This window comes from Mucilaginibacter oryzae, assembly GCF_003148845.1.
GTDB lineage: Bacteria > Bacteroidota > Bacteroidia > Sphingobacteriales > Sphingobacteriaceae > Mucilaginibacter > Mucilaginibacter oryzae.
Genome location: NZ_QGHA01000006.1, coordinates 19,012 through 42,111, shown reverse-complemented (window position 1 = coordinate 42,111; position 23,100 = coordinate 19,012). Strand labels below are relative to the sequence as shown.

Here is a 23,100-nt window from a genome sequence, read left to right as displayed (position 1 = left end):
ACAAATTTATTAAGCATAAATACACTGTATGAGAAGCTTCTCATTGATTCTTAAACAATTCTCAAGGTCGGTTTTACTGATTGCCGGGTTTGCATTTGGAAGTTTATCCATCGCTAACGCGCAAACAGACGCGGCAAAAGGCGAGGCTATTTTTAAATCGAAATGTACTGCCTGTCACAAAATCGATACCCGTTTAGTTGGTCCGGCGCTGGGGCCGCAGGTTACTGCAGAAACTGATGATAAATACCTTATCAAGTGGATTCAGAACAACCAGGCCTTAATTGCGGCTAAAAACCCTAAGGCGCTAAAAATTTACAATGAGTATAACCAGGCCGGGATGACCGTGTTTGCCGATCTGAGCGACGCCGATGTAGGTAACATCCTTACTTACATCCGTGCCGACTGGAAAGAAAAGCAATCTGGCGGCGGTGATAAAGGTAAAGTATCGCCTGTGCCTGTTGAAAGCGGCCCGAGCGAAATGGTTGTTTTCGGTTTGATCGGTATTATCATCATCGCGTTCATCGTTATCCTGGTATTAAACAGGGTAGTAGGTTCGTTAGAGCGCGTGCTGCTTAAAAATAAAGACCTTTTGGTTGAAGACGAACTTGCTGCCGAAGCTGCCGGTGCCGCCGCTATCGATGCGAGGAAAGCGTTTATTGCCAAGATTCTTAAAAACAAGAAACTGGTATTCTTTATACTGGTTAGCGGTACCATAGCTATGGGCAGCTGGGGTTGGGTTACTTTATGGAACACCAACGTACACACAGGTTATCAACCGGTACAGCCAATCAAATACTCGCACGAACTGCATGCGGGTGTTATGAAAATTGATTGCCAGTACTGCCACTCGGGCGCATACAAATCAAAAAATGCTTCAATACCATCATTAAACGTATGTATGAACTGCCACAAGGTTGTTAAAACCGAGTCGGAAGAGATTCATAAAATTTATGATGCTTTGGGTTATGATCCTAAAACCCAGAAGTATGACAGCACTGCAGCTAAGCCAATTCAATGGGTGCGTATCCACAACCTGCCTGACCTGGCTTACTTTAACCACTCACAGCACGTGAAAGTTGGTGGTATTAAATGCCAGCAATGCCACGGCCCTGTGCAAACCATGAAAGAGGTTTACCAGTACTCTCCGCTTACCATGAAATGGTGTATCCAGTGCCACAAACGTACCGAAGTTAACGGTAAAGGCAATGCTTATTATGACAGCATCCTGGCTGCACACGATAAGATCAAGAAGGGCGAGAAAGTTACAGCCGCCGTATTGGGTGGTATCGAGTGCGGTAAGTGTCACTATTAATCAAAAGAATTTAGCATTACAGTTTATATAACTTAAATGGACAGCAATAAAAAATACTGGAAAGGTTTAGAAGAACTAAACAGAACACCAGAATTTGTTGAGAAAAATAAGAATGAATTTGCCGAGCCTATTCCTATCGAGGAAGTGCTTAGCGGATCAGGTTTATCTGCTAAAACCCCTCGCCGCGACTTTTTAAAGGCGCTTGGCTTTGGTGTTGGCGCGGTAACATTGGCTGCTTGTCAGAAAGTGCCGGTGCATAAATCAATCCCATACCTGATTAAACCTGAAGAGGTTACCCCGGGTGTGGCCAACTATTACTCTTCAAGCTATGAAGGTCAGGCTATCCTGGTTAAAACCCGCGAAGGCCGCCCCATCAAAGTTGAAGGTAACCCTAACGATCTGTTTTCAAAAGGCGGTTTAAGCGCCCAGGCGCAGGCTTCGGTACTTGATCTGTACGATGTAAACCGTTTGCAAAACCCTAAAATTAAAGGTGTTGAAGCAGGCTGGGAAGAAACAGACGCTTACGTATTAAAGGAACTTGCCGCTGTTGCTGCTTCGGGTAAAGGCATCCGTTTGGTTACTTCAACCGTGCACAGCCCTTCAACCTTGGCGGTTATTGCCGAGTTTATAGCTAAATACCCTACTACGAAACATATCAATTACGATGCGGTATCTTATACCGGTATCATCCAGGCTAATCAAAACAGTTTTGGTAAAGCAGTATTGCCGCACTATAACTTTGATAAGGCTGATGTAATTGTAAGTTTTGGCGCTGATTTCCTGGGTACCTGGATTTCGGGCGAAGAATTTACCCGCCAATACGTATCAAACCGTAACAGCAAATCGCTGGCGGCTAAAAAAATGTCGCGCCACATCCAGTTTGAAACCGGTATGAGCTTAACCGGCACCAATGCCGATGCCCGCATCACTACCAAACCATCGGAAATGGGCGTTGCATTGCTTAACCTGTATAACGCTATTGCCGGTACTACTTTGCCGGGTTCAAAAGCAACCGGCAGCAAAAAAGTTGATACCGCAATTCAATTAGCAGCTAAAGAACTGGTTGCAGCTAAAGGCAAAGCCCTGGTTGTTTCAGGATCAAACGATGTTGCTACCCAGGTATTGGTTAACGCCATCAACTCATTGTTAGGAAGCTATGGTACCACTATCGATCTGGATAACCCATCGAAACAATATGCCGGTAACGATGCTGCCTTTGTTGAGTTTGTAAACGAATTGAACCGCGGTGATGTTGGCGCTGTATTGTTCCTGAATGCTAACCCTGCTTATGACTACTATAAAGGCGCTGAGTTTATAGCGGCTTTAAAGAAAGCACGTTTAAGCGTTTCATTTTCTGATCATGCTGATGAAACAGCTTTATTAACCACGGTAATTGCTCCTAACCACCACTACCTTGAGTCGTGGGGTGATGCCAACGCTGTTGAAGGCTACTATACCGTAGTTCAGCCAACTATTAACCCTGTTTATAACACCCGCCAGGCCGAGCATAGCTTATTGGTTTGGATGGAAAACCCTATAAAAGATTACTACACCTACGTTCGCAAAACCTGGGATTCAGGCTTGTTGGCAAAAGGCGGTTTATCCGGCCAAAAAGGTTGGGAAACCCTGTTGCAAACAGGTATGGTGATTGCAGCTCCGGTAGCCGCGTCAACTTATACCTTTAGCCTTGACCTTGCCGGTGTAGCTCAAAAAATATTAACCCAGAGCAAAGCTATTGCCGCCAGTGGCGACAATTTTGAATTGAGCCTTTACGTAAGCCAGGCCATTGGCGATGGTAAACGTGCCAACAACCCATGGTTACAGGAGTTGCCCGATCCGGTATCTAAAGTTACCTGGGATAACTTCGCAGCCATGTCAATTTCTGATATGAAGAAATTGAAGCTGGAAGAAGGTGACGTAATTAAAATTGATGCCAACGGTTACTCGGTTGAGTTACCCGTATTGGCCCAGCCAGGTCAAACCCAGGGTACTTTATCGGTAGCTGTAGGTTATGGCCGTACAAATGCCGGTCCGGTTGGTAACAATGTAGGTAAAAATGCCTACCCATTCTTCAGCTTAAGTAATGGTACTTTCCAAACCGCCGCTGTAGCTACATTCAAAGCAGCCGGTTACAAATCGCCGTTAGCGCAAACGCAAACCCACCACTCATACGAGGGCAGGAGCGTGATCCGCGAGGCTACTTTTGTTGAATACAAAAAGAACCCAGCTACCGGTAGCGGTAACGAGCATGGCCGTAAGGATTACAATGCCGAATCACTTTGGGATAATCACGACCGCCCTGTTTATGACTGGGTTATGGCTATCGACCTTAACGCTTGTACCGGTTGCGGTGCCTGTGTGGTAGCTTGTAATGCCGAGAATAACATCCCGGTTGTAGGTAAGGATGAGGTATCCCGCCGCCGTGAAATGCACTGGATCCGTATCGACCGTTATTATGCTTATAACGATCACGGTAACAGCGAAGAAGCGGTAACCAAAGAGAAAGAGATCGAGAAGCTGGATAACTTTGATAACGTATCGGTTGTTCACCAGCCAATGCTTTGCCAACACTGCGACCACGCACCTTGCGAAACTGTGTGCCCGGTATTAGCTACCGTTCACTCATCAGAAGGTTTGAACCACATGGCTTACAACCGTTGCGTTGGTACCCGTTACTGCGCTAACAACTGTCCGTTCAAGGTACGCCGCTTTAACTGGTTCAACTACTGGAACGATGCCCGTTTCGATAACTACCTGCAAGGTGAGCATACACAATTGGTATTGAACCCAGATGTGGTTACACGTTTCCGTGGTGTTATGGAAAAATGCTCAATGTGTATCCAACGTATCCAGGCTGGTAAACTGAAAGCTAAAATTGAGAAACGCCCGTTGAAAGATGGCGAGATTAAAATGGCTTGTCAGCAAACCTGTTCGGCTAACGCCATCGTGTTTGGTAACAGGAATGATCCTAATTCGGAAGTTTCAAAAGCACTTGCAAGCGAAAGAACTTACTACGTGCTTGAAGAATTAAACGTACAACCAGGTATCGGTTATCAAACCAAAATCAGGAATATAGTAGAAACTGAAGCTCAGGCATAAATTTTATATACAGAGATTAAAGATATATGGCATCTCACAGTGAATCAATAATAAGGGAACCGTTAATTACGGGTAAGGACATCACGTATGCACAGATTACGAACGATGTATTACGCCCTGTAGAAAATATGCCGGGTAAAGCCTGGTGGATCGGTTTTAGCGTAGCCTCGCTTGGCGCCATGCTTTGGGTTTTCGCTATCAGCTGGACTTTCTGGTTCGGTTTGGGCGAATGGGGCCTGAACAAAACAGTAGGCTGGGCATGGGATATTACAGGTTTCGTATGGTGGGTAGGTATCGGTCACGCCGGTACGCTGATCTCTGCCGTATTGTTACTGTTCCGTCAAAACTGGCGTAACTCGATTAACCGCTCGGCCGAGGCGATGACCATCTTCGCGGTAATTTGCGCGGCCACTTACATCGCCGCTCACATGGGTCGCCCATGGATGGCAGTATATTCATTGCCGCTTCCAAACCAGTACGGTTCATTATGGGTAAACTGGAACTCACCGCTTATCTGGGACGTGTTCGCGATCTCAACATACTTCTCGGTTTCACTCGTGTTCTGGTATACAGGTTTATTGCCTGATATCGCAACCATCCGCGACCGTGCACATGGCATCCGTCAAAAAATCTATTCGGTACTTTCTTTCGGCTGGACAGGCTCTGTAAAAACCTGGCAGCGTTTTGAAACCGTATCGCTGATCCTTGCGGGTGTTTCAACGCCACTGGTACTTTCGGTACACACTATCGTATCAATGGACTTTGCAACCTCACTGGAACCAGGATGGCATACTACCATTTTCCCTCCGTACTTCGTTGCAGGCGCTATCTTCTCGGGCTTTGCTATGGTGCAAACCCTGTTGCTTATCGCCCGTAAAGTATTAGGACTTGAAAACTATATCACCATGTTCCACATCGAATCGATGAACAAGATCATCATGTTAACCGGTTCGATAGTAGGTGTGGCTTACTTAACAGAGTTGTTCATCGCCTTCTACTCACAAAACGAGTATGAGCAATACGCTTTCGCAAACCGTATTGCCGGTCCGTATTGGTGGGCATATTGGAGTATGATGACCTGTAACGTAATTACTCCTCAGTTGTTCTGGTTCAAAAAAATCCGTACCAATATCCCATTGTCATGGGTATTATCAATCGTGGTAAATATTGGTATGTGGTTCGAGCGTTTTGTAATTATCGTTACTTCACTGCACCGCGACTTCATACCATCAAGCTGGGCGATGTTCTATCCAACCTGGGTTGACGTGAGCGTGTTCATCGGTTCGATAGGTGTATTCTTCACGATGTTCCTTCTGTTCATCAGGGTATTACCTTCTGTGGCTATGGCCGAGGTGAAATTGCTGCTGAAGAGCTCGAGCGAGCAATCTAAGAAGAAATTGATGGCTGATGGTCATGTTGAACCTGCTGAAGCTGAGTTCTACATCGCATCGTTGGAGAAATATGATAGTGTTGACCAATCTGAATACCTAAAAGCATAATATTACAATGAGTAGCACTAAATATATATTAGGCGTTTTTGATGATCCCGATGAAATGATGCACGGGATTGATAAGCTGCAAAAAAACAGCGTTCCGATTTATGATGTTTACACCCCGATGCCTATCCACGGTATTGAGGCAAAGTTGAATGTTAAAGATTCGCGTTTAGGTTATGCGGCATTTATGTTCGGCTGTTTAGGTGGTTCGATCATGTTTACGATGGTGTACTACATGCTTGTTCACGATTGGCCAATCAATATCGGTGGTAAAAACTTTTTCGCCATCCCGGATTTTGTTCCGGTTACCTTCGAGTGGACAATCTTGTGGACTTCGTTCGGTATGACGTTTACGTTTTTCTTTGCTACACATTTATTTCCTGGTCGTACGCCAAGGGTAATGGATTTAAGGGCAACTGACGATAAGTTTGTGATCGCTATTGATGCCAAAGGAAATATTCCACACGACGATATAACTAATTTACTAAAAGAGGCGGGTGCTACAGAAGTGAAGCACAACACCAGAAAATATGTTAGCTATGAATAAAATTAAAATATTAGGAACTGTAGTTACCATTATCGCCGCCTCGATGGTTTTTACATCGTGCAAGGATAAAAGGAGCACCGGTTGGGAGTATGCACCTAATATGTACGAGCATTTGGCATACGATCCGGATCAGAAAAACCCGAATTTTAAAGATGGTAAGACAGCGCAGGTACCACCGGCGGGAACTACCCCGATTGGCTTTACCCGTTTCGATTATCCTAATACTAAGGAAGGGTATGAACTGGCGAGTGTTGAAGTTAAAACGGTAATCGCTCAAACACAGGCAAATTACGCCGAAGGTAAAGTTTTGTTTGAACATTTTTGTTCTCCTTGCCATGGTGTTAACGGACAGGGCGATGGTGAAGTAACCAAACACGGTTATCCACCGCCGCCATCATATTCAACCGGCCAATCATCACGTGGCGGTAATATGAAGGACCTTACCGACGGTAAAATTTATCACACCATTACCTACGGGTTAAATGCGATGGGTTCATACGCATCACAGTTATCTCCGGAAGAGCGCTGGAAAGTGGTAATGTATGTTCACCATTTACAAACCCTATAAGAAAAGATATTAATGAAAACTCATAATAATTTTGACGCACGATACGAATTTGTGGGCAAAGCCAAAACATATAGTCTCATTGCTATTGTAATTGGTTTAGTTGCCATTGCAGGTGGTTTCGCGTTTGGTCAAACTGAACGTACGTTTGCCAACCTGTTGATTATGGCGTATTATTTCGCTGCGGTTTGTATGTGCGGAATTTTCTTTTGCGCCGTGCAATACGCCGCTCAGGCTGGTTGGTCTGCCTCTATGATCAGGATTCCCCAGGCTTTTGGAAAAGTGCTTCCATGGGCAGCAGGTATTTTGATCCTGGTAGTTTTCGCCGGTCTTTCTATAACTCACCACATAACTAACGAAGAAGGTAAAGAGGTGGTTGCCCCTTACTTATACAAAATCTGGGGTGCAGCAGGCGTTACCGATCCGCATAGCGAAAATTACAATGCGGTGATCGCCGGTAAGTCTGGTTACATGAACAAAGTTTTTTTCCTGATCAGGTTAGTTGTATTTCTTGGGTCATATTGCATTTTTGGCCGCTTATTGGCTAAATATTCAGAGATGGAAGACGATTTGGGTGGCATGTTCTACTACAAAAAGAGCTTCAACATGTCGTGCCTGTTCCTGGTGATTTTTGGCTTTACAACTCCGATTTACGCTTTTGATACCATCATGTCTTTAGAGGCTGAATGGTTCTCTACCATGTTCGGTTGGTATAACTTCGCGGCTATGTGGGTTAGCGGTTTGTCTGTTATCACTTTAACGCTGTTAAGGTTGAAGAAGATAGGTTACTTTGAATGGGTAACTGAAGATCACATCCATAGCTTAACCAAGTTCATTTTCGGTTTCTCAATTTTCTGGACCTACGTTTGGTTTGCTCAGTTCCTGCTGATTTACTACGCTAACTTACCGGAAGAGACAGTTTACTTCTTTAAACGCTGGGAGCCAGAATTTAAACCATGGTTCTGGATCAATATCGTGGTAAACTTCCTTACACCGTTACTGGTATTAATGTCCCGCGATTCAAAACGTGTTTATGGCACCGTACAGGTGATGTGTATCATCCTGATCATTGGCCACTGGTTGGATTATTTTATGATGGTTATGCCAGGCACAACAGGGCCTACTTCATCATGGTTAACCGAGATTGGTCCAATTGAAATAGGTACTTTAATAGGCTTTGCCGGTTTATTTACTTTCCTTGCAATGACAGCTTTGAGCAAAGCCAAATCGCTTGCTCCTAAAAAGCACCCTTTCCTGCAGGAAAGCTTACACCTGCACATATAATTATTATTACATTTGCACTATAATACAGAATACCAAACAGCATACTAAAATGGGATTCAGAAAACTAATAAATTCTAAAAAATTACTATCGTTTTTCGCGGCGTTCATGCTCCTGGGCACGAACCTGTTGATGGCGCAAACCGATGCCGGTAGTGCGGCCACCGGCCAGGCAGAGGCCCCTAAGGTTGACTGGACAGGTGTTGCCTATTACGTGCTCATATTTTTCCTGATCTGTTTAGGCGTTGCCGTTGTTGGCAAGATCCTGAAGGTTTATGACCTTACCCTAAAAATGCAGGGAAAAAAAGGCCTCAACTGGAATACAGTTATGGCTACTTTTTGTATCATTTTCCTTTTAATTGGTCTTTACGGCGCTTACTGGTCGTTTACAGAGCAGGGTAGTATGACATTGCCGGAGGCAGCTTCGGCACATGGTGTTAAAATTGATGAGATGTTTACCGTCACTACCATTTTAACGATGATAGTATTTTTCATCACCCAGATACTGCTGTTTACGTTTTTGTTCAGGTACCGCTATTCTGCAAAACGGCGCGCGCACTTCCTGCCGCACAATAATACTATTGAAAAAGTTTGGACAATTATTCCTGCTGTGGTTTTAACCATCCTGGTAGTATTCGGCTTTTTCACATGGCAAAAAATCATGAATAGCGAAAACCTTAAGGATGATATCAATATCGATGTAACAGGCCACCAGTTTGCCTGGGAACTGCGTTATCCCGGTAAAGATGGCGTATTAGGTCCTAAGGATTTTCGTTTGGTAACAGGAACCAATAACCTTGGTGTTAACTTTAAAAAGAAGTCCAGTTTTGATGATTTGAAGGTTGATACCATGTACCTTCCGGTTAACAAATCTATCAGGCTGAACATACTTGCCCAGGATGTGATCCATAGCGTTTACATGCCTTATTTCAGGGTGCAGCTAAACGCGGTACCGGGCTTGCCTACCTTCTTTAAGTTTGTGCCTACCATTACTACGGCTCAAATGCGTGCTAAACTGGATGATCCGAAATTTGAATACACCCTTTATTGCAACAAGATATGCGGCGGAAGCCACTACAACATGCAGAAAGTTGTGCGTGTGGTATCGGAAGCCGAATATCAAACATGGTTGTCTAAACAGAAACCATATCTGAATGATGCTTTGAGGAAGGAATTGCATTTTGCATCAGCCAACGAGCAGAGCAACGGATCAACAAACAGGTTAGCCTTAAATAATTAATTAAGATAAGAAAGAGAGATATGTCAACATTAGCAGTTCACGACCACGAAGTGGCCCATCACGACGAGCACGGTCACGAACATCACCATGACCAATCATTCCTGTCTAAATACGTATTTAGCATGGACCACAAGATGATTGCCAAGCAATTCCTGATTACAGGTATTACAATGGCGGTTATCGCGATGATATTATCAATCCTTTTCAGGATCCAGCTTGCTTATCCTGAAAAAACATTCCCGCTGTTAACTACTTTGTTAGGTCGTTTTGCCCCTAACGGTCGTATCAGCCCCGATTTTTACCTTGCTTTGGTTACCATTCACGGTACCATCATGGTATTCTTTGTACTGACCGCTGGTTTGAGCGGTACTTTTGCCAACTTACTTATTCCATTGCAGGTAGGCGCGCGTGATATGGCTTCACCATTTATGAACATGCTTTCATACTGGTTGTTCTTTTTAGCCAGCGTTATCATGTTGTCATCATTCTTTGTACAAAAGGGCCCTGCCAGTGGCGGTTGGACAATTTATCCTCCGCTATCAGCCTTACCTAAAGCAATGCCTGGTTCTGGCGAGGGTATGACACTTTGGTTAATCAGTATGGTATTATTCGTAGCATCATCATTAATGGGTGGTATCAACTACGTAAGTACAGTATTAAACATGCGTACAAAAGGTATGGACCTTTGGAAAATGCCGTTAACTATCTGGGCTTTATTCCTTACCGCTATATTAGGTATCCTGGCGTTCCCGGTATTAGTTGCCGGTGTTGTGTTGCTGATATTTGACCGTAGTGTTGGTACAAGTTTCTATCTTTCTGATATCGTATTAAATGGTGTACAACAGCCGTTTGAAGGTGGTAGCCCTATCCTGTTCCAGCACTTGTTCTGGTTCCTGGGTCACCCTGAGGTATATATAGTAATTATGCCTGCAATGGGTATCTCATCAGAGGTAATGTCAGTTAACTCACGTAAGCCTATCTTTGGTTACCATGCGATGGTTTATTCATTGATTGGTATCACCGTACTATCATTCATCGTATGGGGACACCATATGTTTGTAACCGGTATGAACCCTTTCTTAGGTGGTGTGTTCATGATCACTACGCTGATTATCGCTGTTCCTTCGGCTGTAAAAACATTCAACTGGCTGGCCACTTTATGGCGCGGTAACATCAGGTTTACACCTGCTATGCTATTTGCTATCGGCATGGTATCGTTCTTCATTTCAGGTGGTTTAACAGGTATCTTCCTGGGTAATGCTACCTTGGATATCAACTTGCATGATACTTACTTTGTAGTAGCTCACTTCCACCTGGTAATGGGTTCGGCTGCTATATTTGGTATGCTTGCCGGTGTTTACCACTGGTTCCCTAAAATGTTTGGCCGTATGATGGACGAGAAATTAGGTTACCTGCATTTCTGGCTTACCTTTATATGCGCTTACCTGGTATTCTTCCCAATGCACTTTATGGGTCTTGACGGTGTGCCTCGTCGTTACTACGCCTTCACCGAATTTGCTTCAATGCAGAAATGGTTAACCATTAACACCTTTGTTACTTGGGCCGCTATTATCGCTGCTTTGAGCCAGTTTGGTTTCCTTTATAACTTCTTTGTATCGATGTTTAAAGGTGAGAAAGCTACTCAAAACCCATGGGAGTCAAATACCCTGGAGTGGACTACACCGGTTGAGCACTTACATGGTAACTGGCCTGGCGAAATCCCTACCGTTTACCGTTGGCCTTATGATTACAGCAAGCCAGGTGCCGAGCAGGATTATATCCCGCAAACTGTGCCTTATTCTCAAACCATGAGTTCAAACCTACCGCACGATTTTGAAGATAATCCTGCAGGTTTGGAAGCATTGAATACGTACACAAGTACACTAAAAGCAAACGAACAAGTTAAATAGATTTAATACTATACGCTGATCTTTTAGGGTACCCGGTTAAGTCTTAAGTCGGAAGTTTTAAGTTGGAAGTGAATAACTTTGAACTCAAAACTTAGCACTTCCGACTTGGCAAGGTGCCCTAATTTTTTAGACATATTTAGATGAGCACAGCCGGGAGAAATAGGTTTCAGAAGATCAATTTGACTACAATTGTTCTGCTTTTTGTTTTGATACTTGCCGGAGGTGTTGTAAGGAGCTCGGGTTCGGGCATGGGTTGTCCTGACTGGCCCAAGTGTTTTGGCAGATACATTCCTCCCACTAACATCAATGAACTCCCTAAGGATTACAAACAGAAATATGTAGCCAAACGCCTTGAAAAAAATCAGCGTTTTGCCAAAACGCTGGATGTGTTCGGTTATAGCGATCTTGCCAAACGGATTCGCGAGGACAGGTCCATCCTTGTTCCCGAGGAGTTTAATGCAGGCAAAACCTGGACAGAGTATATCAACAGGTTGGTAGGCGCGTTATCAGGCGTTTTCCTGCTGTTATCGCTCGTGTTTTCCTTTAATTACTGGAAAACAGATAAGCGTATAGCCGTTTTGAGTTTTTTGAACCTGGTACTTGTTGGTTTTCAGGCGTGGTTGGGTTCCATCGTTGTATCAACTAATCTGGTTGCATGGATTGTTACCGTACATATGTTGCTTGCATTGGCCATATTGGGGATATGTATTTATACTTATCATGCGGCGCGGATCTCCGGTAGACCAACGTCGGTTTCAAAGCCTTTGGTTTCTATATTAACTTTAGTGGCCTTATTGATGAGTACCTTACAAATAGCGTTTGGTACAGAAGTGCGGGAGAAAATAGACGCGGTTGCCAACCATTTTCAGGGCGGTTATCGCGATAGCTGGGTTGCTCACGCGGGCGATATCTTTCATCACCACAGGGATATTGCGCTTGTTGTGTTGGTATTGAATATAGCGCTGTTTGTGTTGATCCGTAAGAATTTTAGCCGGCACTCCATCCAGCAGCAGTTAATGAGTTTCACGTTTTTGATTATTACTTTGCAGATAGTTACCGGTATTTTATTATCTTATCTGGCATTGCCGCCGGTGGCCCAGGCTTCACACATCGTATTGGCCAGCTTGCTGTTTGGCGCCCAGTTTTATTTGCTTTTGAACTTATTTCAGGGCGTTAAAGGCAGGGAGGTGAGCAAATGAAGTGGGCCGACTTTTCGAAACTGATTAAAACCAGGCTCACCTTTTTGGTGGTGTTCTCGGCTTCAATATCATTTTTAATAGGCAGCCGGGTTAATGGCCATGTGATCTGGATTGACTGGGCAAAACTTATTATAGGCGGCTTTTTGGTAACCGCAGCAGCTAATTCCTTTAATGAGATTATTGAGAAGGACCTGGATAAGCTGATGAAGCGCACCATGGACCGTCCCATCCCGTCGGGTAAAATGACTACCGGGCAGGCACTTGTTCTGGGGTTAGGCATGGGTATGGCGGGTACTTACCTGCTTGGAAGTTTAAACCTGCTCACCGGTTTATTATCTGTGTTTTCGATATTGTTATATGCTTTTGCATATACGCCTTTAAAGCGAAAATCGCCGATTGCTGTTTTTGTGGGTGCGATTCCAGGCGCATTGCCGCCGCTTATTGGTTATGTTGCCGCACAGGTACATGGCAGGATTGATGACATCGCGGTGATCCTGTTCAGTATACAGTTTATCTGGCAGTTTGTTCACTTTTGGGCAATAGCCTGGGTTTTGGATGATGATTATAAACTCGCAGGTTTCAGGTTGTTACCATCGGGCAAAAGAGATGTTACCAGCGCGGTAATTACCTTTATATTTGCCGTTATTATGGTGCCGGTAAGTTTGTTGCCAACTATTTATGGTTATGGCGGTTACTGGGTAGGGGGCGTATCGTTGCTATGCAGCCTGATATTTTTGTACCAGGCATTCATGTTGTTACGTACCCGCGAAATACCCGAGGCCCGTAAATTAATGTTCGGCTCGTTTTTTTACCTGCCGATAGTTCAGATAATGTTTTTAGTAGACTTTATAGTTAAGTGAAATGATGGCAAGGATTGATCAGGATAACGACAGGCTTAACCTCGGAGCCAAAAAGTTTAACATGTGGATTTTCATATTCACCTCGTTCATGCTTTTTGCCGCCTTTACAAGTGGTTTTATCGTTTACAGCGGCGGCAGCGGCCATGGCTTAAACGTAATTATGCCCGGTTCGTTTTTATATAGCACCATTGTTATTGTGCTAAGCAGCGGTACTTTGTTTTTAGCCTCAAAGGCGGCTAAAGCTTTACAGTTTGATAAGCAAAAGCTGTATTTATGGATTACATTGGGTTTGGGGCTTGCCTTTTTCGCATTACAGGTTTATGCCTGTTATGTACTAACCTACAAAATGCAGATCTATTTTGTAGATCCGAATGCTTCGCGCTCGTTTGTTTACGTTTTTGTTGGCGCGCATTTACTGCACATTTTCGCCGCGCTTTTGTTGTTAATCAATACGCTTATAGGTACATACCGTAATATCCCTCAGGTAAAGAATTTGTTTAAGATGGAGCTGACCTCCATTTTCTGGCATTTTCTCGATATTATATGGATTTATCTGTATGTTTTTTTACTTTTGAATCATAATTAATACACCCATAGATTAGTACAGATGAGTACAACAGTTTCACAAATTGACGAAGTAAAAACTTCGCCCTGGTCGGGAGGAAGATCCCCGTTCAACGTGGAGTACGGAAAAATAATGATGTGGTTTTTCCTCCTTTCGGATGCGTTTACCTTTTCATCATTATTGATAGCTTATGGCGCACTGCGTTTCAGTGCTGATGTGTGGCCTGCTGCCGATAAAGTTTTCCAATCAGTACCCGGACTTATTGATCATGGTGCGCCATTAGTTTTCGTAGGTTTAATGACCTTTATCCTTATTTTAAGTTCGGTTACCATGGTATTGGCTGTAGAGGCCGGTCATCGTAATTCGAAAAAGGAAGTTATGGGATGGATGGTGGCTACCGTTATTGGTGGTTTCATGTTCCTGGGCTGCCAGGCTTTAGAGTGGGGCCACTTACACCATGAAGGTTTTTGGTGGGGTAGCGTTCCGGGACCGGAAGAACTGAAAGCTTTATTTACTAAAGGCAGTGAAGCTTCCCAGCATTTAACCTCGCAGGAATTTGCTAACCTGTTCTTCACCATCACCGGATTCCATGGTTTCCACGTATTTACTGGTGTAATTATCAATATCATCATCACCGTTAATGTTTTGATGGGTACTTACGAAAAACGCGGCAGCTATTTAATGGTTGAAAAAGTCGGTCTGTACTGGCACTTTGTTGACCTTGTTTGGGTATTCGTATTTACATTCTTTTACTTAGTTTAAAAATATTTACACATATGTCATCAGCAGAATCGCATGAAGTTCACCACGACGGTGAACACGAATCAATGAGCAAAAAGAAGATCTGGCAGGTAGCTGGTATTTTAACGCTTATCACTTGTATCGAGTTTATCATTGCTCTTGCAGTAGTGCCAAGCCACCCCAATTTATTAAGGTTTGCTAACCCAGTTTACATTATTTTAACATTGGCCAAAGCATATGCTATCGTAGCGTACTTCATGCACCTTAAATTCGAAAAAATGGGATTGATTCTATCAATCGCCATCCCTGTAATATTTATTATCGGTTTAATCCTGGTACTTACTAACGAAAGCCACCACTGGGTAGACCTGAGGTAATGAACAACGTTTCAATAGGAAAAAAGATAGCGATCCTGGTGCTCATATTGGCAGTACCAGGATTTTTATATTATTTACTTACCGTTAAAGGTAAAAACAGGTATAAACCGCTGGCTGTTTTCGGTCCAAAACAGGTAGCCGCAACCGGGCACAAATACCATGGCAAATATATCCCCGATACTATTTACCATACTATTCCTGATTTTAAACTTACCGACCAGGAAGGCAAAACCGTAACACTGAATAGCCTGAAAGGGAAAATTTTAGTGATTAACTTTTTTTACAGAAATTGCCCTTCGGTTTGCCAAACCGTTAATAAAAACATGAGTTGGCTGGTGGGTACGTACTATAAAAACAAGATGGTTTATTTTTTAACCATCACGGTTGATCCGGAACACGACACGCCCAAAGTGCTGAACGAGTACCTGCAAACGTTTAAGCCCGAATCAAACCGCTGGTTAATGTGCAGCGGCGATACCTCATCAGTTTACAGCTTTGCGCGTAACGGCCTTTATGTTAACGCTGCAAAGGTTGGCGGTGATTTTGTGTACAGCGATAGTTTTGTACTGATAGACCAGGAACATCGCATCCGGGGATATTATAAGGCTGCGGTAACCCCCGAGGTTAACCGCCTTAACGACGAGATAAAAGTATTGATAGCCGAGGAGTTACGTAAAATAGATAAGCCCTTATATTGATTGATCATGAGCGATAAATTTATAATCCGTTTTGTTGCGGGTGTAACCGTTTTTGTAATTGCGGTAGTAGTTGTATTAAACCGGCATATCATTCCCGGGCCTGCGGTTGCGCCTTCATTTACGCCCTATTTGCCAATGCTTAACGCTGTTTTGAACGGTACCTGCACCATATTACTACTGGTTTCGCTTTATTACATTAAGCAGGGTAACGTTACAATACACAAACGCCTTAATATCGTTACGTTTTGTTTGTCGTCGCTTTTCCTGGTATCATACATCCTGTTTCATTACCTGATGCGTAACGAGATTTTTTATGGCGATATGAATGGCGATGGACAGCTATCGGAAGCGGAGAAGGCATCGGCCGGATTTCTTCGTCCTTTATACCTTGCTATATTAACACCGCACATTATACTTGCCGCTGCAGTTTTACCGTTGATATTATTGAGCTTTTACCGCGGTTTGCAAATGCAGGTTGAGAAGCACCGCAAACTGGTGCGTTGGGCATTTCCCATCTGGCTATATGTTACCGCAAGCGGGGTAGTTGTTTATTTAATGATTCGCCCGTATTACCACTTTTAATTAATAATTGGTTAACTTTGTAAGTATGAAAAACAGCTTTAAAATTGTTCTTTTTGTGCTGGCTTTCGGCCTTATGCTGATTGCCCGCCAGCCTGCAGTGGCCCAGTGTGCGCAGTGTGCCGCCCAGGTTGAAACTAATGCCCAGAGCGGCAGTTCAAAAACAAAAGGTTTAAACAACGGCATCCTGTTTTTATTAGCGGCGCCTTACCTTGCTGTTGCCATAGGCGGTTATGTATGGTACAAAAAATATCGCCGTAAGGATGTTAAATTGGATATCCGCAGCGAAAAACTGCATCTTAATTAATTAAAACTTATAGGCGCCGGTTTGATCACATCAACCGGCACCGTTTTTTAATAACATTTCTTCCCATGTCTCAAACCCCCAAGTCATGGGCAATGCTTAAATGTAAATGCCCCCGTTGCAGGCGGGGCGATATGTTTCAGGGCGGCCCCTACAGTTTCTCTAACAAAATCAATTTAAATTGCCCGCGTTGCAATTTGTTTTTCGAGATTGAACCCGGGTACTTTTATGCGGCTATGTACGTTAGCTATGCCCTTAATGTGGCCGAGGCCATAGGTATTGCCATGCTTACTTACCTGGTTACTCAAAATAACGATTCGCCCTGGTTATATTTGGGCACTATAATTTTAGGCTGCCTGGTGCTTGCTCCTATAAATTTCAGATATTCGCGTGTTATACTGTTGTATTGGTTATCGCCCAAAATACACTATCAATCCTATTTAGATACCGATGATATACCAGGAAAGTCTTGATTTTTTAAAGGATCTGGCCGAAAATAATAACCGCGAATGGTTTACCGCCAACAAGTCACGTTACGAGAAAGCTCGTGAAAATGTGATAGACTTTGCAGGCAAGTTGCTGGACATTGTACGGAAAGCCAACCCGGGGATGGACGAAAACCTTGACGCCAAGAAATGTGTAATGCGCATTTACCGCGATATCCGTTTCAGGATAGATAAAACGCCCTACAAAAATAACTTTGGAATAAGTTTACCAACCACCGGTACCAAAGGTGGGGGTGTAGAATACTACCTGCAAATTCAGCCCGGAAACTCATTTATAGGCGGCGGGTATTGGATGCCCGAGGCAGATCACCTTAAAGCTATCCGCCAGGAAATTGATTACAATGCTACCGACCTGAAAAAGATCATCGATGATCAGGAATTTATCAAGCTTTTTGGCGATTTCAGGGCGCAGGAGCAACTAAAAACAGTTCCGAAAGGCTATGAGGCTGATAATGAAAATATCGATTTGCTAAAGCTTAAAAGTTTTGTGGCCTGGCATAAAATAAGCGATGAGGAGATAACCGGCGCAAATTCGGTTCAGTTGGTGGCTGATATTTGTGCCCGCATTTTGCCTTTAAACGTTTTTTTGAAAAACGCGCTTGCTTAACCATAGATCAAACCCTAATTACCATGAAAATTAAATATGCTTTGTTAGTGCTTACAGTGTGTTTAACAACATACTCATGCAAAATTATGTCGCCTAAAGCCTATAAGAGCCTGGTTGCCGAACGCGATTCGCTGGCTAACCGTACGGGCACGTTAGAAGGGCTGCTTGCGCAACTGCAGGCCGATACCATGCGCCTTAACCGCCAGCTTGCCGATTTAAGGAGTAACAACAGTGTGCTGAACAGCAACCTTGACGCCACATCGTCAAAAGCTAACGAACTGGCATCGCAGGCTGCAAGGCTTGAAGCCGACCTGAAAAAGCGCGAAGCCCGCCTTAAGGAAGTTGAAGGTATCCTAAAAAAACGCGATGAAGCTACTAATGCCCTGAAGGACAAATTGCAAAAAGCGTTGTTGGGTTTTCAGCAAAGTGGTTTAACGGTTGATATCAGGAACGGAAAGGTTTATGTATCATTAGCCGATAAATTGTTATTCCCGTCGGGTAGTATTATTATTGATGATAAGGGGAAAGCGGCCCTGAAACAACTGGCAGTAGTGGTAAATAAGGAACCTGATATTAATATGGCAGTTGAAGGCCATACCGATGATAAAAAGGTAAAAAACCTTGGTCAGATTAAAGATAACTGGGATTTGAGCGTACTGCGTGCAACATCAGTAACCCGCTACCTCACCGAAACCGAAGGTGTTGATCCGCACAGGCTTACTGCTACCGGAAAAAGCGAGTTCCAGCCGATAGATCCTGCCGGTACCGACGAAGCCCGGGCAAAAAACAGGCGTATTGAAATAGTACTTACGCCGAAGTTAGATGAGTTGTATAATTTGATAACAACCAAATAAAATGAAAGAGGCTTGCGGTATTCCGTGAGCCTCTTTTAGTTAATAATCACTTTGTGTTAATAATACGGCAGGCAGGTTTAATCTACGCTACCTCTTCCATCAACGTGTTGAACATCACAAACTTTTCGGCAAACTTTTCCTGGTGGGTAGCCTGGAATTTGTGCAGATGGTTCATGTAAAACTGGTGAAAATGATCGATGGTTTCAGCATTGTACTGGATGCAGTAGGTTACCCCTTCGTTAGGCGAATCGATCACCGTAAGCATTTTGTACGAGCTGAAAAGCCCTGTAGCCATAATGGCCGGGATATGAACGGTTTTAATATAGTTAAGCCATTCGTCGTGAATGCTTTCGTCAATTATTATGGTATCGTTGTATACAATCATCCTCAAAAATAATCATTTCTTTTTAGTCATTATGTCATTGGGGCATTGAGCCATTTTTTTGGCGTAGATAGGATCGTCCGGCTGTTGAGTAATGACTTAATGACCCAATGAAACAATGGTTAAACAGGCTTATCTCCCCTCAATAACCTGAACCGTTTGCGGGCTTCATTGATCCACAGGCTGCCGGGATAATCGGTAATAATTTTTTGATAATAATTTTTAGCGGCGGTTTTATCATCGAGGCGGTTTTCGTAAATATCGCCCAGCATAAAAACGGCATCGTCGGCCCAAAGGCCTCCGGGGTGTTCTTCAACAATCTTTTTAAGCAGCGGAACCGTAGCTGCATAATCCTTTTGCTGGATGAATATGCGCGATTTCGACATCAGGATATCGTCGTCCAGGGCGTTGTTCGGGAACTTCTTATCGATACTGTCTAATATCCTTATCGCTTTTTCGGGGTTTTGGGCAAAGATCTGCAAATCGGCCCGTGCATACATCTTCAGGGCGGCGCCGGTACTATCCGCGGCCAGGTTATCCTGAATCAGCAACAACAGGTTGAGGGCATCATTGGCAATCAGTTGCGATGTGGCTACTTTTAACACATCCAGTTGCCCTTTGGCCCACGTAAAATCGCCGGTGTAATAGGCCAGTTTGGCGTTACGGAAAACAGCGTCCTGGCCAATGGCCGTTGCCGGATAGTCTTTCTCAACCTGGCTGTATAGTAATGTGGCTTCCCAGGGTTGGTTGTTAAGGAGGTAAATATCGCCCAGATCAAGTTTGCAATCGGCAAGCAGGCCCGGGCGGATGCCGGGAGTTTTTACGGCTTCTTCAAGCAGCTTTTGGGCATCGGTTGTTTTGTGTAGTTTAAAGGCTTGTAAATTGGCCAGCTTTTGCATGGCGAAAGCTGTGCCTGCATTGCGGCCAAACTCGGTAAGCAGGTCGTAATAATCCTTTTCGAGGCCAAGCAAATCGGTAGGCTGGTATTTGCCCGATGTTATTTTAAGGTTTTTAGTGTTGATGAGCTCTATTTTGGCGGTGATGTATAGCGGCGAAGCCTTGCCCTTTTCAATAATGTATTCATAACCGCGGATAGCCTCATCATAAGCCTCGTTCTGGATAAAAGTACGGCACAACTCATAAATACTGTTGCCATCATCATTTTGCCGGCGGCTCAGTGCCAATGCCTGGTTAAGCGCCAGGCCAAACTCTTTTTGCTGCAGGTATTGCCAGGTAAGCAGGTCGGCATAAATGGTTTGTTGCGGATCTTTCTGAATGCGCTTTAATAGCGCCACTTTGAGCATATCATAATCGGCGCTGCCCTCGTATACATTTGAAAGCGCGTTTTGCGCCTGGTTAATTAAGCTGGGGTTTTGCGGCAAAAAGTTGAGGTATTCTTCGGTAAGGGCAACCTTATCGCGTTTAAAACGATACAGGCTGATCAACTCATAGCTGAAAGCATTATCATCTTTAAGCAGCTTGCGCCCCTGTTGAAATATTTTGATGGCATAATCCATATTGGCGTTCTGGTAAAACTCTGATGCCAGCGCGGCAATTTGCCCCACATTTGCCGGGAGATCTTTGAGCAAACCATCATAAATGGCATTTGCTTTTTCCAGGTTGCCGGCCTGGGTATAGATATTGCCCAGCATTATGGAGTACTGGTGATCATCAGGGTGGCGGCGCTGTAGTTTTTTGGTGATGCTTTCGGCCTCGTCAAATTTTTTAAGGTTGAGCAGGGCATTTACATAATTGCTGTAGTAAGCTTCGTTGTTTTGCCTGTATAGCTTTTGGAGTATTTCGAGGGCCTTTTGGGGTTCGCCGTTGGCGCTGTATTGCCTGGCCAGCAACAGCTCGTTATCCTGTGCCAACAGGCTGGCGCTAAAGCAAAAAACTAAAATAATAACTGCGTATAAAGCCCTCATCTGCTCAAAAATAATCAATTAAAGGTATTGATTAATGCCTGTTGCGGTATTATTTATATAACGGAATATCAGGGTAAAATTGTAGTGACATCTTGATAACATCGAAGTTATTTATCTAATTTGAGGTCAATATTTAAATAGGGTGCCGATAACATGCTTAGCCGAACCAGGTTTTTTCTTCTTATAACTGCAATCATTACCTGCTTTTCCTGTAACGGGAATAAGGTAAGGCGGATCCCTATTATCGACTTTTTTAAAACGCCGGAAAGGAGCGTTTACAAGATTTCGCCCGATGGTAAATATGTGTCTTATCTTAAGCCTTATAAAGATAAGCAGAACATATTTATACAATCGCTGGCCGACGGGAAAGAGCACATGGCCACCTCTTTTGCCGATTATTCGGTAAGGGGCGATTACTTTTGGACCTATGCTAACCAACTGGTGTTTTCGCAGGATCTTATCGCTACCGATTCGGTAAAAATGTACGCGCTTGATGTAGCATCAAACCGTATGCATACCATTCTTTCGCTTGGTAATGTTCGTATAGGATTGGTGAACCGTAACAGGCAGCAGCCCGATATCATCACCATAAAAACCAATGAACGCGACCCCGCCAATTTTGATGTTTACCGCTTAAATATCAAAACCGGCGAAATGAAAACATACCTGCTTAACCCCGGTAACATAACCGAATGGTTTGCCGACGCCGACGGTCGCATCAGGCTGGAGCGCGCGTCTGACGGGGTGAACGAAACCATTTTGTTCCGCCCGGATGAGGATGCGCCGTTTAAGCCCATCATCGAAAATAATTTCAAAAATACGGTCAGGCCGATAGCATTTACCGGGATAAAAAACTACTTCTACGCGTTATCAAATGTAAACCGCGATAAAACTGCCCTTGTTGAGATCAATGCCGAGGACGGAAAAGAAGTACGTACTATTTTTGATTGCGCCAAAGCTGATATTACCTGGGTTGATTACTCCAAAAACAAACGCCGTATAGAACTTGCCGGCTGGGATGAAGCCATGCCCCGTAAACATTTTCTGGCGCCGGATATGGAGCAGGTTTATAACATCATTCAGCAGCAGTTAAAAGGTAACCAGATCAGGGTGGTTGACCGCGACAGTTCTGAAAACAAATTCATAGTAAATACTTATACCGACCGCAACCCAGGCTCCTATTACCTGTATGAGAAAAGTACCGGGAAGTTGAACAAATTGGGTGACGTAAATTCAAGCCTTTTGCCCAACGAGCTTTGCGAAATGAAGCCGATATCATTCAAAGCCCGCGACGGCTTGCTGATAAACGGCTACCTGACATTGCCGCTTGGTAATAAAAAGGACGATTACCCCGTAGTGGTGATGCCTCATGATGGGCCCTGGGGCCGCGATTTGTGGGGGTATGATGAGCAGGTACAGTTTTTGGCCAACCGTGGTTATGCCGTTTTTCAGGTTAACTACCGCGGCTCAACCGGTTATGGCAAAGCCTTCAGGAGCGCGGGTTACAAGCAGGTGGGCGGTAAAATTCAGGATGATATTACCGATGGGGTGCATTGGCTTATCGATACCAAAATAGCCAACCCTAAAAAGATAGCCATTTTTGGCGGTCGGTTTGGCGGGTTTTCGGCTTTGTATGGTGTGTCTTTTCATCCCGAGCTGTATAATTGCGCGGTGGTACAATATGGCCTGATCAACTTTTTTACCTACATTAAAGATGCCCCGCCTTTTGTTAAACCTTATTTAAAAATGGTTTACGAAATGGTAGGCAACCCCGAAACAGATGCCGACCAGCTCAGGGCCATTTCGCCGGTTTTTCATACCGATAAAATAAAGGTACCTTTAATTATCTTCCAGGGCGCAAAAGATCAGCGGGCAAACATCAGCGAGCTTAACCAGTTTGTACGCGAACTGCGCAAACGGAATGTTGATGTTAAATACTTTTTAAAACCTAACGAACGGGCCTACTTCAGGAGCGAGCATAACCGTATGGAAATGTATACCGAAATTGAGAAGTTCCTGGATAAAAATATGCGGGTTAAACCTTAAGCCGCGG

Annotated in this window: 22 protein-coding genes; 20 read left to right on the top strand and 2 right to left on the bottom strand. The window is 44.0% G+C overall.

The features are described 5' to 3' along the window. Positions 1-28: 28 nt before the first annotated feature. The 19 genes from LX99_RS16440 (at position 29) to LX99_RS16350 (ending at position 18,740) form a co-directional block, all read left to right on the top strand. Positions 29-1,312: a cytochrome c3 family protein gene (locus tag LX99_RS16440; protein ID WP_109608869.1), complete on the top strand. Its 1,284-nt coding sequence runs from the start codon at positions 29-31 to the stop codon at positions 1,310-1,312. Between the two features lie 36 nt (positions 1,313-1,348). Beyond that, a complete protein-coding gene (locus tag LX99_RS16435) occupies positions 1,349-4,411 on the top strand; it encodes a TAT-variant-translocated molybdopterin oxidoreductase (RefSeq protein ID WP_109608868.1) in 3,063 nt (1,020 codons plus the stop codon). 26 nt (positions 4,412-4,437) lie between these two features. Further along, on the top strand, positions 4,438-5,910 hold the full coding sequence (gene nrfD / locus LX99_RS16430) for an NrfD/PsrC family molybdoenzyme membrane anchor subunit (RefSeq protein WP_109608867.1): 1,473 nt from the start codon (positions 4,438-4,440) through the stop codon (positions 5,908-5,910). Between the two features lie 7 nt (positions 5,911-5,917). Continuing rightward, positions 5,918-6,454: a DUF3341 domain-containing protein gene (locus LX99_RS16425; RefSeq protein WP_022831191.1), complete on the top strand. Its 537-nt coding sequence runs from the start codon at positions 5,918-5,920 to the stop codon at positions 6,452-6,454. Continuing rightward, on the top strand, positions 6,438-7,022 hold the full coding sequence (locus tag LX99_RS16420) for a c-type cytochrome (protein WP_109608866.1): 585 nt from the start codon (positions 6,438-6,440) through the stop codon (positions 7,020-7,022). The genes LX99_RS16425 and LX99_RS16420 overlap by 17 nt, the downstream gene beginning before the upstream one ends. A 12-nt stretch (positions 7,023-7,034) precedes the next feature. Then, positions 7,035-8,303: a quinol:cytochrome C oxidoreductase gene (locus LX99_RS16415; protein ID WP_109608865.1), complete on the top strand. Its 1,269-nt coding sequence runs from the start codon at positions 7,035-7,037 to the stop codon at positions 8,301-8,303. A 49-nt stretch (positions 8,304-8,352) separates the two neighbouring features. Further along, a complete protein-coding gene (locus LX99_RS16410; protein ID WP_245927947.1) occupies positions 8,353-9,540 on the top strand; it encodes a cytochrome c oxidase subunit II in 1,188 nt (395 codons plus the stop codon). 20 nt (positions 9,541-9,560) lie between these two features. Beyond that, positions 9,561-11,450, top strand: a complete 1,890-nt coding sequence (locus tag LX99_RS16405; protein WP_211319042.1) for a cytochrome c oxidase subunit I — start codon at positions 9,561-9,563, stop codon at positions 11,448-11,450. 179 nt (positions 11,451-11,629) lie between these two features. Beyond that, positions 11,630-12,649 (top strand): COX15/CtaA family protein, encoded by a 1,020-nt coding sequence (locus tag LX99_RS16400; protein WP_342769430.1) that lies wholly within the window; start codon positions 11,630-11,632, stop codon positions 12,647-12,649. Beyond that, positions 12,646-13,509, top strand: a complete 864-nt coding sequence (gene cyoE, locus LX99_RS16395; protein WP_109608862.1) for a heme o synthase — start codon at positions 12,646-12,648, stop codon at positions 13,507-13,509. The genes LX99_RS16400 and cyoE overlap by 4 nt, the downstream gene beginning before the upstream one ends. A gap of 1 nt (position 13,510) precedes the next feature. Further along, positions 13,511-14,095, top strand: a complete 585-nt coding sequence (locus LX99_RS16390) for a cytochrome c oxidase subunit 3 (RefSeq protein ID WP_022830430.1) — start codon at positions 13,511-13,513, stop codon at positions 14,093-14,095. Between the two features lie 21 nt (positions 14,096-14,116). After that, on the top strand, positions 14,117-14,836 hold the full coding sequence (locus tag LX99_RS16385; protein WP_109608861.1) for a cytochrome c oxidase subunit 3: 720 nt from the start codon (positions 14,117-14,119) through the stop codon (positions 14,834-14,836). A gap of 14 nt (positions 14,837-14,850) precedes the next feature. Continuing rightward, positions 14,851-15,192: a cytochrome C oxidase subunit IV family protein gene (locus LX99_RS16380; protein ID WP_109608860.1), complete on the top strand. Its 342-nt coding sequence runs from the start codon at positions 14,851-14,853 to the stop codon at positions 15,190-15,192. Next, positions 15,192-15,890, top strand: a complete 699-nt coding sequence (locus LX99_RS16375; RefSeq protein ID WP_109608859.1) for an SCO family protein — start codon at positions 15,192-15,194, stop codon at positions 15,888-15,890. Before LX99_RS16380 ends, LX99_RS16375 begins: the two co-directional genes overlap by 1 nt. A gap of 6 nt (positions 15,891-15,896) precedes the next feature. Next, a complete protein-coding gene (locus LX99_RS16370) occupies positions 15,897-16,472 on the top strand; it encodes a DUF420 domain-containing protein (protein WP_109608858.1) in 576 nt (191 codons plus the stop codon). 25 nt (positions 16,473-16,497) lie between these two features. Further along, positions 16,498-16,776: a hypothetical protein gene (locus LX99_RS16365; RefSeq protein WP_109608857.1), complete on the top strand. Its 279-nt coding sequence runs from the start codon at positions 16,498-16,500 to the stop codon at positions 16,774-16,776. A 65-nt stretch (positions 16,777-16,841) separates the two neighbouring features. Next, positions 16,842-17,246: a hypothetical protein gene (locus tag LX99_RS16360; RefSeq protein WP_031266233.1), complete on the top strand. Its 405-nt coding sequence runs from the start codon at positions 16,842-16,844 to the stop codon at positions 17,244-17,246. Further along, positions 17,224-17,886, top strand: a complete 663-nt coding sequence (locus LX99_RS16355) for a DUF2461 domain-containing protein (RefSeq protein ID WP_109608856.1) — start codon at positions 17,224-17,226, stop codon at positions 17,884-17,886. Before LX99_RS16360 ends, LX99_RS16355 begins: the two co-directional genes overlap by 23 nt. A 23-nt stretch (positions 17,887-17,909) precedes the next feature. After that, positions 17,910-18,740: an OmpA family protein gene (locus tag LX99_RS16350; RefSeq protein ID WP_109608855.1), complete on the top strand. Its 831-nt coding sequence runs from the start codon at positions 17,910-17,912 to the stop codon at positions 18,738-18,740. 82 nt (positions 18,741-18,822) lie between these two features. Here the strand turns inward: LX99_RS16350 and LX99_RS16345 are convergent, their stop codons facing one another. Further along, a complete protein-coding gene (locus tag LX99_RS16345) occupies positions 18,823-19,125 on the bottom strand; it encodes a DUF4286 family protein (protein ID WP_109608854.1) in 303 nt (100 codons plus the stop codon). A 119-nt stretch (positions 19,126-19,244) separates the two neighbouring features. Next, positions 19,245-21,047, bottom strand: coding sequence for a tetratricopeptide repeat protein (locus LX99_RS16340; protein WP_109608853.1), 1,803 nt, complete (start codon positions 21,045-21,047; stop codon positions 19,245-19,247). A 153-nt stretch (positions 21,048-21,200) separates the two neighbouring features. Between LX99_RS16340 and LX99_RS16335 the strand changes: the two genes are divergently transcribed. Continuing rightward, complete coding sequence (locus LX99_RS16335; protein WP_109608852.1) at positions 21,201-23,093, top strand: alpha/beta hydrolase family protein; 1,893 nt, start codon at positions 21,201-21,203, stop codon at positions 23,091-23,093. Positions 23,094-23,100 lie beyond the last annotated feature (7 nt).